Consider the following 12,514-nt stretch of genomic DNA (forward strand, 5'->3'; position numbering starts at 1 on the left):
CCAAAAGATAGCCACTCTTCAGTGGCTCTTACTGGGCTTATTCTGTTATATTAGATTTGGCGAGCCATAACGGCTTGTCCAATTGATCAGGTAAAAGAAAGGATTCGGGATGAGCTTTCCAATAAATGAACAAGTCATCCAAACACTGTGCGGACGAACCTCTTTTAACAAAGGAGTAATGTACGCTCGGTCTGGCAAAGTTTCGATTACAAGTTATAATCCAAGTGAATCTGTTTTTTATGCGAGGGTCGATGATGACCCGATTTGTGATGTAGATGTGAAGATTTATAATAATGGAGAAGTGGAGGCGGCATGCACCTGTTCGTCTTTTTTTTCATTTGATAAGCACTGCAAACATACAGCCGCTGCACTGCTGTATATATTACATATTCAAAAAGAAGGGGATTTGCCTCTTCTTTCTTTACCCGTTGGATATCCAGATTCAGAAATGCGCTCTCCTGTGGAGGAAACAGGCGTTTCGGATGTGGATATTATGCTCACGAAGACGATGTTGGAAATCTTTGAAGACAAGCACAAGCGTTCAAGCCGTTCGCAGACCTATTTTGATACTAGAACGGTACTTGATGTTGAGCTTGTATGCCGAGTGATCTCTTATGGATACCGGAAATATAGGTTTGGCATTGAGATGAAGATCGGACCCAAGCGAATGTATATCGTACAAAACATCCGGCAATTTCTCGATCGAGTTCAGCGTAAAGAAAGTTATGCTTTTTCTAAGCATTTCACGTACGACCCTGAGCTTCACAGCTTTAAAAAAGAGGATGACGATATTATTCGGCAGATTATTGAAATATTCAGCAGTGAGCAAATGTACCTTGAGACGTCCGGTCCGTTTGCTAATGTTCAGCCGAGCAAGCTGAGTGGTGAGCGGATGTTATTAATTCCTCCTTATGTCTGGGGAGATTTATATCCGCTGCTCGTAAAAGCACCATCCATAAAGCTGGAGCAAGATGGGGTTACGTATGATGGACTCGGTTTGAGTGATGAAGCGATTCCGCTTCATTTTGAGTTTGACCAGGTCCGTGAGGGAACTGAAGACTATCAGCTTCATGTACAAGGGCTAGAGAATATGATGGTTATGGAAGCGTATGAGTTGGTCCTTGCAGAAGGGAAGCTGTGGAAGCTGCCTGGGGATCAATGCGCAAAACTCTTGAATATGAAACATATGCTTGAGAACTCAGGCAGGAGCACCATGGGGATTGTTCCGGAACAGATGGAATCTTTTATGGAAAAGGTCATTCCCGGATTAAGAAAGCTAGGCAGTGTCGGTGTTTCTCAGGTCGTCTCTAACCGGATCGTGCAGACGCCTCTTGCAGCCCGTTTGTATCTGGATCGGGTGAAGGATCGGTTATTGGCGGGTCTTGAATTTCAATACGGTGATATTATTATCAATCCTCTCCAGGAAACGTATCAAAAGCGGGGCGAAGGCCGGATTCTGATGCGTAACGGAGATCAGGAAAACCGAATTCTGGAGCTTATGGAACAAAGCCGATTCATTAAGACTGAGGGCGGATATTTTCTGGATGACGAGGATGATGAGTACGATTTTCTGTATCATGTTGTTCCGCAGCTGGAGCAGCTGTTAAAGGTGTATGCTACCTCTGCGGTGAAGGTACGGCTGTTTAAAGGAGTTATTCCTCCTAAAGTAACGGTGAGTATGGACGAACGGACGGAATGGCTGCAGTTCAAGTTTGATATGGATGGAATACCGGAGGCGGAAGTACGCAAGCTTCTGAAGTCTCTGGAAGAGAAACGCAAGTTTCACAAGCTGCCGGACGGTGCTCTAATGCCACTGGAAAGTACAGAATTTCAGGAAATGCTTCATTTAATGAATGGGATGGGGATCAATCTATCGGATCTGAATGGTACCGAAATGCGTTTGCCTGCGGTTCGCGCGTTGTTTTTCATGGACTCCGATAGTCATGGGAACTCTATAAAGCTGGAAAAGTCTTTGAGACGTCTCCTGGAGCATGTTCGAAATCCGGACCATTTGGATTTCCCGGTACCTGAAAGTTTGTCTCATATCTTGAGGGACTACCAGGCATACGGTTATCAGTGGATGAAGACGTTGGCGTTCTACCGATTTGGAGGTATCCTGGCGGATGATATGGGTCTTGGCAAAACACTGCAGAGCATCGCGTTTATCGTTTCGGTTCTGTCTGAGATTCGAGAACGGAAGCAACCTGCGTTGGTTGTCGCTCCGGCATCACTTATGTACAACTGGAAAAATGAGCTGGAAAGGTTTGCGCCTGAGGTCCAAGTCGTCATCGCTGATGGCACGAAAAGTGAGCGGGCATCTGCACTGCAGAATACCGAACGAGTAGATGTTGTAATTACTTCGTACCCGCTACTCCGCAGAGATATTACTATTTATGTAGGGAAATCATTTCATACGGTAATTTTGGATGAGGCCCAGACGTTCAAGAATCATGCTACCCAGACAGCACACGCCGTAAAAGCAATTGATGCACTGTACCGTTTTGCACTTACAGGAACGCCGGTAGAGAATAAAATGGAAGAGCTATGGACCATATTCGATGCTGTGTTTCCACAATTGTTCCCGGATAGGAGGGCCTTTAATGAGCTGTCTAGGGAAACGGTGGCAAAGCGTATCCGGCCATTTCTGCTGCGCCGGCTGAAGTCCGATGTATTGAAGGAGCTGCCTGATAAGATTGAGACTCTTCAAGCTTCTGAGCTGTTGCCGGAGCAGAAGAAGCTATATGCCGCTTATCTGGCTAAGCTGCAGCATGAAGCCTTGAAACATTTGAACGAGAAGGGGTTCCAGAAGAACCGTATCAAGATTCTCGCCGGCTTAACTAGGCTTCGACAGCTGTGCTGTCATCCTTCGTTGTTTGTGGAGGGGTATGAAGGCAGTTCAGCCAAGTTCGAGCAGTTGATCGAGATTGTTGAAGAGTGCCGCAATGCAGGAAAGCGGATGCTTATTTTTTCGCAGTTCACAGAGATGCTAGGCCTCATCGGCCGTGAGCTTGGGGATCAGGGGATATCTTATTTCTATTTGGACGGTCAGACACCGGCCGCGGAGCGGGTTACTTTATGCAGCAGATTTAATGAAGGAGAGAGGGATTTGTTCTTGGTCTCTCTGAAAGCAGGCGGTACTGGACTGAATTTGACTGGCGCAGATACCGTGATTTTGTACGACTTGTGGTGGAACCCTGCCGTTGAGCAGCAAGCGGCAGATCGTGCACATCGCATCGGACAGAAGAATATAGTGCAGGTGATCCGTCTTGTTGCGCAGGGTACCGTGGAAGATAAGATGTACGAGCTCCAGCAGAATAAGAAAGATTTAATCGAGGAAATTATTCAACCTGGAGAGGAAGTATTGACAGCACTTACGGAACAGGAGATCCGGGAAATATTGATGATCTAAACAGTTTAATAGATCTGGGTCTGGGGGAGATAATATGCTGGAATTATTTATGGAAATGAGCATACCAACGTTAGTATGGCTGTTTATTGTTGCTTTTTTAATTCATGATCTCGAAGAGATTATCTGGGTCGGCCCGTGGATTGAGAAGAACCGGACAGAAGTCATAACGAAAGTACCGGGTTTCATGAAGAAGAGACTAGAGAACCTGTTCCAAATTAATAGCAGTCAATTTGCCGTTGCCGTACTATTGGAGCTGATTGTGTTCATCCCGTTTACGTTTATGGCTGCGGAGCAGGGGAAGTTTTTAGTGTTTCTGGCTTTTAACAGTTTGTTTTTCATACATGTGTTCACTCATCTTGGTCAAAGTATTTATTTAAGGAGATATACGCCGGGGGTTGTTACTGCTGTAATCATTACACTTCCGTATGGCCTGTTCTTGTTTTACCGCTTGCTCTCGGATGGATTGGTAACGTGGAGTCAAGTTTTGTTGAGCATCCCCTTAGGGCTGCTTATGCTCCCAGTCGTCTTGGTTGGGCATAAGCTCGGCAAAAAAGTTGTGAAATAACTGTATGAGTCTGTGTGGCCGTTTATGAATACAACAGCATTGTGGTACCTCATCTTATAGAGGGCTATGATGTTGTTTTTTTATTTTTGAAAATATGAATGAGATCCCCTAATAAAAGCCTTTTATCGATTTTGAAATAAAACGGGAATAATACAAAATTCTAAATAATAAAATTAGTGATACACGGTACGATATAAGTCACTTTAACCAAGATGGAGGGGCTTTGATATGAGAAAGATCCATTTGTTGGCCACAATTATGGTAGCGTTTACACTCCTGTTTGTATCGGCGTGCAGCAGCTCAACTCCCCCGGCAAATCCGAAGCCCGAGAGCGGAGGAACGAAGACAGCAGAGACACCACCGCCGCCGGAGAAAAAAGAACAGGAACCGCCGGTGAAAGAAGAACGGAAAATTGATATGAACGGCGAGACGCTTAAAATCCTGCATTGGATCGATGGTCCGAAGGAAGACACACCGGAAGGGGCTTTGACGATTGAAAAATGGAAAGAGGCGGAGAAGAAATATAACGTCAAAATTGTATGGGAGAAGGTACCTTGGGGAGAGAACATCCAAATGGTCACGAACGCAGCTCTCTCCGGCGAATCTGTAGCGGATATTGTGGCACTTGACTACTATTTTGCCGTTCCTGCAATCAATCAAGGATTATTCATGCCGGTGGATGATTTCTTTGATTTTAATGATCCCAAATGGCCGGAGGGCATGAAGAAGCATGGTATGGTCAACGGTAAAATGTACGGCTTCACTTCCAATATCAATAATGTATCCGGTGTTTATTACAATAAAACATTGTTTGAACGTGAAGGACTGCCTGATCCGCATGAGTTGGTCGCTCAGGACAAATGGAATTGGGACGCATTTCTGGATATCGCAAAAAAAGCCACCAAAGATACTGACGGTGATGGGGTGATCGATCAGTATGGGATAACCAACGACGGAGCTGTACTTACACGGATTCTGGTTCATTCCAATGGTGCTGCCTTGATTGAGGAAAAGGACGGCAAGCATGTATTTGCCTACAACAATCCGAATGTGCTGGAAGCTCTGCGCTTCTTGTACGATTTGTACAACACGCACAAAGTGATCGCCCCGAAAGTTGGCGATAACGAACATACTGACTCTCAAACCTATTTTAATACAGGTAAAGCTGCCATGGTGACTGGTGAACTGTGGGAAGGTGCAACCCGGACGAATATGACGGATGAGCAAGGCTTCGTATTTTTCCCGAAAGGACCAAAGGCAACACAGTATCAAGGCAGTGTGGAAAACTATGTTCAATTCTACATTCCGGCGAACGTGAAGCGTGCCGAAGAGAAGGCATATATATGGGAGCAAATCCAGATGTGGGACCGTGTGGATCAAGTCAACCGAGAAGATGCGGAAAAGCAACTTCTGGCTGATGAGGAAGATGTAGAAGCGATGCTGGAGCTGATTAAATACTCCCAGCCTGTATTCCTACCACTGAACGGCGCTCTCGGAGAAATACCAAGGTCAATTATTAAGGGAGAGTCACCAGAGACCATACTTGAAAGAAATAAACAGGTTGCCCAAGATGGTATCGACAAGCACCTGAATACAAAAAAAGAACCTGCAAAATAAAGTGGAATGTTGAAATCGTGTCCATTGCACAGAAGAGAGGCTGTAACAGCAGGGAATCCCGTAAGGGATTCCCTCCTTTTATCCAATTGATGAGGAATGAGGGTTTTGCATGCGGAAGGTAACTAGGAAGACCAAGATGATCACCGCTGCTCTGCTGGCCCTGGTCATCGTCTTAACTGTTATTTTTGTTGCTTCAAGTAACGAAGCTTCAAGCAGTGTATTGGAGCCTATTAAAGTATCGCCGGAGGCGCTAATGAATAATTCTGCGGTATTGAAAGCTGCATCCGGAGGCAGATATGAGACTTATCTGGCCGAGTACGGGAATCAGCCCAGACCCGCCTCTGCTCAAACGATAGAAGCTGAGTCCTTTGCTGCCACAGAAGGAATGGAAGTACGAATCATAACCTCCTATGAGGGAGCGGAAACCCCCGTCATACAGACAGAAGATACAGGGGCCGTTCATTGGGACGTCTTTGTGGAAGAGGAAGGCCTGTATCATATTGGACTGCACTATTTTCCGGTAAAGGGAAACAGCTCTCCGATCGAAAGGGAACTATTGATTGACGGGAAGACGCCTTTTGATGAAGCGTCCAGGCTTGTGTTTTCCCGCGTCTGGCGAAACGAATTGTCCGAAGTGGAACAAGACTCCAGAGGGAACGACCTTAGACCAAGGCAGATCGAGAGCCCAGAGTGGCAGGACAGTGTCATCCGGGACTCGGAAGGTTATTATAAAGAGCCCTTTTCGTTTTATTTATCAAAAGGTAACCATCGAATTACACTGGTCTCTTTGCGAGAACCGATGATTATAGACTACTTGAAAATTTATCAAGAGAAAGAAATACCCGCCTATCTTGAGGTGGAACAAAATTATGTGAAGCAGGGTTACAGTAAAACAAGTGGCCAGTTCATCAAATTTCAAGGAGAGAGCGCTTCGCTGAAGTCCAATCCTTCCTTATACCCACTGAATGACCGATCTAGCCCCGGAACTGAGCCATATCATGTTTCCAAAATCCGAATGAACACGATCGGTGGTGTCAACTGGAAGGTGCCTGGACAGTGGATCTCTTGGGATGTTGACATCCCTGAGGACGGGCTGTATGAATTCGGGCTACGATACAAGCAGAATGCCGTTCGAGGAATTAGAGTCGTCCGTAAATTAACGATTGACGGCAGTGTGCCGTTCAAGGAGGCAGAGGCGATTCCGTTCAATTACGATGGAGCCTGGCAGATGGGCTCACCCGGTGAAGACGGTAAGCCCTATTTGTTTTACTTGGCGAAAGGGAAGCACGAAATCAAGCTGGAGCTTACTATAGGTGAATTAACGGACACTATTCGAATGGTCCGATCCACTATACAGCAGTTGAACGCGTTATACCTCAAGATCATCATGATTACATCAACAGTACCAGACCCGTTTCGGGATTATGAACTCGACAAGAAAATTCCCGAGCTTCAGGACGTCTTTATGAAGCAGAGTGAGCTGCTGTCCAAGGCAGCGGATCAGATGGATCAAATGGTCGGAGGGACGAGCGGAAGCACTGCCATTCTCCGGACGACATCGTTTCAGCTCAGCGATCTTGGAAGTCGACCGGAGACATTGAATTCGCGTCTGAAGCAGTTTAAAGACAATGTCACCGCGCTGGGAACATGGCTTTTATCGGTTAGTCATCAACCGCTCGAGATTGATTATTTATATTTTAAATCACCAGATGTAAAGACACCGGCTGTCAGTACCGGCTTTGTGGGCAAATCAGTCCATGAGGTTATGTCTTTCACTAAATCTTTCTCAGAAAATTACAACCATGTCAGTAACGGCAATAAAAAAGATAAGGAGGTCACGGTCTGGATCGCCGCCGGACGGGATCAGGCGCAGCTCCTTCGTTCCATGATTGATAACTCCTTTACACCGCAAACTGGTATATCAGTCAACCTGCAATTAGTAAATCCTGCGGTTGTACTTCCGGCAACCCTGGCAGGCAAAGGACCTGATATTGCTCTGACTCAAGGAGATGTGATCAATTTCGCAATACGGAACGCACTGCAGGATTTAACGATTTTTCCCGATTTTGTGGACGTTAAGAACCGGTTTATGGATAGTGCTTTTACAGGATTTAAGTATAAAAACGGGATATACGCAGTTCCAGAAACACAATCATTCCCGATGTTGTTCTATCGGAAAGATATACTGGATGAGCTGAATCTTAGAGTTCCGGAAACGTGGGAAGACATATATAAGATCATACCGGAACTTCAAAAGCACAATATGGATATTGCCCTGCCGACTAACATTGTGTTTGAGACCATGCTTTATCAAAATGGTGGCCAATATTATCAAGATGACGGCATTGTCACGGATTTGGATTCGGAAATCGGTATCAACACATTTCAGAAATGGACGGAGCTGTATACGAACTATAAGTTGCCAATTGAGTTTGATTTTATTAATCGCTTTCGAACCGGTGAAATGCCGCTTGGTATAGCCGATTACACAACGTATAACTTCCTGACGATATTTGCACCGGAAATCAGGGGTCAGTGGAATTTCACCGCGCTCCCAGGTACCTTGGGCAAGGACGGTATCGTACGCCATGATACACTAAGCACCTCGACTGGCACCGTCATGTTTAAAAATGCGGTCAATAAAGAGGCTGGCTGGGAATTTATCAAATGGTGGACCGATGCGGAAGCTCAGGTAACGTTTGGACGAGAGATGGAAGCAATTCTCGGGGAATCAGCTAGGTATGCGGCAGCAAATATCGAAGTGCTGAAACAGTTGCCTTGGTCGGCAAGAGAGCTTAAGCAGCTGACAGACGAGTTGAAGTGGGTAGTTGGCAGACCGGTAGTACCGGGTGGGTATTCATTGGATCGCCACGTTTATAACGCTTTTTATGAGGTTTACACCGACGGCAGTGAGCCGCGAGAAACGCTTGAAAATTACGTTCGGACGATCAACCAGGAAATCACCATAAAACGTCAGGAGTTCGGTCTGCCGACGAAGTAGGAAGAAGGGATATCCATGGTGCAGCTAGTGAAGAAGAATAAAATGGCAGCGCCTTCAAGGCGGCGGGAAGGCGGAATCTGGAGGGAAGTGAAACGAAACAAAGCCATCTATGCGATGCTCACGCCTTACTTTCTGATCTTTTTGACATTTACAGTTCTACCTGTTGTATTGTCTCTTCTCGTCAGCTTCACCAATTTCAATATGTTGGAATTTCCAAAATGGGTCGGCTGGCGGAATTATGCGCAGCTGTTTGTGCGTGACGACGTGTTTCTGATTGCTCTTAAAAACACGCTCTTGTTTGCTGCTATTACTGGTCCGATCAGTTATATTGCTTGCTTTGTGCTGGCTTGGGTGATCAACGAGTTTCCGCCTAAATTGAGAGCAATCGCGACATTGGTCTTTTATGCTCCAGCCTTGTCCGGCAGTGCTTACATCGTATGGACCCTGCTGTTCAGCAGTGATTCGTACGGGTACATCAATGCATTTTTGCTGAAATGGCATCTCATCTTGGAACCGATTCTTTGGCTCAAGACACCGAAGTATATTCTTCCTATCATTATTATCGTACAGCTGTGGCTGAGTCTCGGAACGAGTTTCTTAGCGTTTATTGCCGGTCTCCAGAGTATGGATAAAACACTGCATGAAGCGGGAGCGATTGACGGTATACGCAATCGGTGGCAGGAGTTGTGGTTCATCACACTGCCTTCGATGAAACCCATGCTGCTGTTCGGGGCGGTCATTCAGATTACGGCTTCGTTTGCAGTCGCCGAAGTGGCAACTGCGCTAGCAGGATTTCCAAGCGTCAAATATGCAGGTCATACGATTGTTACGCATCTGATGGATTACGGCTCCATTCGGTTTGAGATGGGATACGCCTCATCCATCGCCACGGTTCTGTTCGTCATGATGCTGGGTTCTAACCTGATCGTCCGTAAACTGCTTACAAAGGTCGGTGAGTGACCGTGGTGCAAATCACCTTAAGGAAAAAGAGGCTAGGCCGCTCCCTGGTGGGTGACATCATACTGTTCGGCTTGCTTGCGATAATCGGTTGTTTCATGGCTCTTCCGCTTGTATTTGTCATCAGTAATGCTTTCAAGCCGATTAACGAAATATTAAAATTCCCGCCGGATTTTTTTGTGCGGAATCCTACGCTAACGAACTTCTATGATCTGTACTATCTGCTCGCAGGATCTTGGGTTCCGTTCACAAGGTATATTTACAACACCTTCTTCATTGCTATTGTGGGCACGGCCGGGCATGTCATCATTGCATCCATGGCAGCCTATCCGCTTGCTAAGCGAAAATTCCCCGGCAAAACGTTTCTGTTTACGGTTGTAGTGTTGTCGCTTATGTTCTCGGCTACAGTAACCCAAATAACGAACTATATGACGATGTCCTGGCTCGGATTTCTGGATACACACTGGGCTGTCATCATCCCGGCCATCGGATCGTCGCTTGGTCTGTATCTCATGAAGCAGTACATGGAACAGATTCCAGATGCGTTGCTGGAGGCAGCGGAGGTTGACGGTTGCAGCGAAATCCGTATTTTTTGGAGCATTGTCATGCCTGTTGTTAAGCCAGCGTGGCTCACACTTATCATTTTCTCGTTTCAGGGCCTGTGGGGAGCGGGCGGTACAGCAGGATCTATGTACATTTACAGTGAGCAGCTGAAGACGATTGATTATGCTTTTTCACAAATATTGTCGGGTGGCATCATTCGAACCGGTCCGTCTATGGCTGCAACACTGCTGATGCTGACGGTCCCGATACTCATTTTCATCATTTCACAGAGCAGTGTCATTCAAACGATGTCAACTTCCGGGATGAAGGATTGAGGGGAAGGGGGAAGTCACGGTGAGACGATATCGAATAATGCTGCTGATCCCGCTGCTTGCCATGATGCTTGTCATCCCGGTCACGGCATTGGCCGCCCCGTATGAAGGTTACAACTATTCCTGGTGGGGAGACCCTGAACCAGCTCCGGCTCCGTATTTGCCTGTGCGGCAAATCAGCGGTAACGAGCTTTCGTCCGGTCCGTTTAATGCACCTGAGGACATCTACATTACGCAGGACCATGAAATCTATGTTGCGGACACCGGTAATCACCGCATCGTTATTTTGAATTCAGAAATGAAGGTAGTAAGGGTGATTGACAGCTTTCAGAACTCAGGCATGAAAGACATATTTTCAGCACCGCAGGGCGTATTTGTTCATCCCAATGGTCATTTGTTCGTCGCGGACACTGGCAATAAACGTGTAGTGGAGTTATCGGAAAATGGGGATTTGATTCGGGTGATAGGGGCGCCTGAAAGCGATGTGTTGGGTAGCAATTTCGTTTATGAACCGAGCAAGCTGGTCGGTGACTCGGCGGGAAGATTGTATGTTGTGGGGAAAGGTGTTTTTAACGGAATTATGCAGTTTGACTCCGGTGGTAAATTCACTGGATTTATGGGTGTGAACAACGTAAAGTACAGCCCGGTCGAGTTATTCTGGAAACGGGTGATGACAAAGGAGCAACGCTCCAAAATGGTGCTGTTTATCCCGGTTGAATTCGGTAATGTGGACATCGATAACGAAGGCTTCATTTACGCGACGACCCGTGAGGCATTCTCGGACGCGCCGGTCAAACGTCTGAATCCTTCAGGAAGTGATGTTCTGAAGCGAACGGGCTATCATCCGCCTAAAGGAGATATCCGTTTCAATATTGGAGGAACCCGAAGTGGAACCTCTTCCATCACGAGTGTGGCTATTGATCGTAATGGAATTTACAGCATTCTGGACAACACCCGTGGACGGATTTTTACCTATGATCGTGAAGGAAAGCTAATGTACATTTATGGTCTTCTTGGCGAGCAGGTCGGCACCTTCAAAACACCCGCAGATATCGATATGCTCGGCGACAAGATGGTTGTACTCGACAAAGGATTTAATCATCTCGTGATATTTGAACCGACGCGTTATGGTCAAGTCATCCGGGATGCTGTGATTTTAAACGATACAGGCGAGGAAGAACAATCCGTTGAAAAATGGCGTGAAGCGCTGAGCCTCAACAGTAATTTGGAATTGGCTTATCTCGGAATCGGCAAGGCGGAGCTAAGGCAAGGTAACAATTACGAGGCGATGACCAACTTCGAACTCGGTATGCATAGAGAATATTACTCCAGGGCGTTCGAACGGTACCGGAAAGATTTCATGTGGGAGCATTTCGGGATCATCATCACCGGGTTTATAGCTGTAATATTGTTATTCGTTGCAGCTAAGCTGCTTTTAAAGCGGAAGGAGGGTGAGCCAGGGGTGATCGGAATAGCCTGGTATACGATCTTTCATCCGTTCAACGGTTTTTGGGAGCTGAAGTTCGAGAAGAAAGGGCGCACCTGGTTTGCGCTGCTGCTTCTCCTCCTGTTATCACTCGCATATGTGCTAAAGAGGCAGTTTACCGGCTTTATATTTAACCCGGCGGCAGGCACTGCAGCCAGCGTAAACACACTTGATGAGATCAAGTTCATCGTTCTTCCGTTTTTCTTGTTCTGTATCGCGAACTGGTCACTAACCACGCTGATGGATGGCGAAGGCAAGTTCAAGGAAATCGTCATCGCTACGGCATATGCGCTTATTCCGCTCATTTTGCTGCAGGTCCCTCTAATTCTTTTATCCAACGTTATGACCATTCAGGAAAGTGCTTTTTATTCACTTCTTGAATCGGCAGGGTATCTATGGTTTTTCGCTTTATTGTTTGTGGGTATGCTGACGGTTCATCAATACAGTGTAACCAAGACAGTTATAACGATAATTCTAACGATGATTGTGATCGGAATTATTATATTCCTTGGACTGTTGTTCTTCAGCCTTGCTCAGCAGATGCTCTCTTTCTTTACGACCATATATAAAGAAGTGATATTCAGAATGGGGGAGGGTTAATATC

7 protein-coding genes are annotated in these 12,514 nt (G+C 46.2%); all 7 read left to right on the forward strand.

Annotated features, from left to right (window positions below; translation table 11 throughout):
- Nucleotides 1-109 precede the first annotated feature (109 nt).
- Nucleotides 110-3,409: a DEAD/DEAH box helicase gene (locus AC2TF5_RS08925; RefSeq protein WP_491301819.1), complete on the forward strand. Its 3,300-nt coding sequence runs from the start codon at nt 110-112 to the stop codon at nt 3,407-3,409.
- A 34-nt stretch (nt 3,410-3,443) separates the two neighbouring features.
- A complete protein-coding gene (locus tag AC2TF5_RS08930) occupies nt 3,444-3,974 on the forward strand; it encodes an HXXEE domain-containing protein (RefSeq protein ID WP_491301820.1) in 531 nt (176 codons plus the stop codon).
- A 228-nt stretch (nt 3,975-4,202) separates the two neighbouring features.
- Entirely contained in the window at nt 4,203-5,591 is a 1,389-nt protein-coding gene (locus AC2TF5_RS08935; protein ID WP_491301821.1) for an ABC transporter substrate-binding protein, read from the forward strand.
- Nucleotides 5,592-5,700: 109 nt separating this feature from the next.
- The gene (locus tag AC2TF5_RS08940) at nt 5,701-8,592 is read left to right on the forward strand and encodes an extracellular solute-binding protein (RefSeq protein ID WP_491301822.1); all 2,892 of its coding nucleotides are present in this window, start codon (nt 5,701-5,703) and stop codon (nt 8,590-8,592) included.
- A gap of 42 nt (nt 8,593-8,634) precedes the next feature.
- Complete coding sequence (locus tag AC2TF5_RS08945; protein WP_491302845.1) at nt 8,635-9,552, forward strand: carbohydrate ABC transporter permease; 918 nt, start codon at nt 8,635-8,637, stop codon at nt 9,550-9,552.
- 47 nt (nt 9,553-9,599) lie between these two features.
- A complete protein-coding gene (locus AC2TF5_RS08950; RefSeq protein ID WP_491301823.1) occupies nt 9,600-10,427 on the forward strand; it encodes a carbohydrate ABC transporter permease in 828 nt (275 codons plus the stop codon).
- A 19-nt stretch (nt 10,428-10,446) separates the two neighbouring features.
- Nucleotides 10,447-12,510 (forward strand): YIP1 family protein, encoded by a 2,064-nt coding sequence (locus tag AC2TF5_RS08955; protein WP_491301824.1) that lies wholly within the window; start codon nt 10,447-10,449, stop codon nt 12,508-12,510.
- Nucleotides 12,511-12,514 lie beyond the last annotated feature (4 nt).

The organism is Paenibacillus sp. JNUCC 34, from assembly GCF_058269055.1.

Coding starts and splice junctions, on each gene's coding strand:
- AC2TF5_RS08935 (WP_491301821.1), top strand. CDS start 4,203: ATGAGAAAGATCCATTTGTTGGCCACAATTATGGTAGCGTTTACACTC.
- AC2TF5_RS08925 (WP_491301819.1), top strand. CDS start 110: ATGAGCTTTCCAATAAATGAACAAGTCATCCAAACACTGTGCGGACGA.
- AC2TF5_RS08945 (WP_491302845.1), top strand. CDS start 8,635: ATGGCAGCGCCTTCAAGGCGGCGGGAAGGCGGAATCTGGAGGGAAGTG.
- AC2TF5_RS08930 (WP_491301820.1), top strand. CDS start 3,444: ATGCTGGAATTATTTATGGAAATGAGCATACCAACGTTAGTATGGCTG.
- AC2TF5_RS08940 (WP_491301822.1), top strand. CDS start 5,701: ATGCGGAAGGTAACTAGGAAGACCAAGATGATCACCGCTGCTCTGCTG.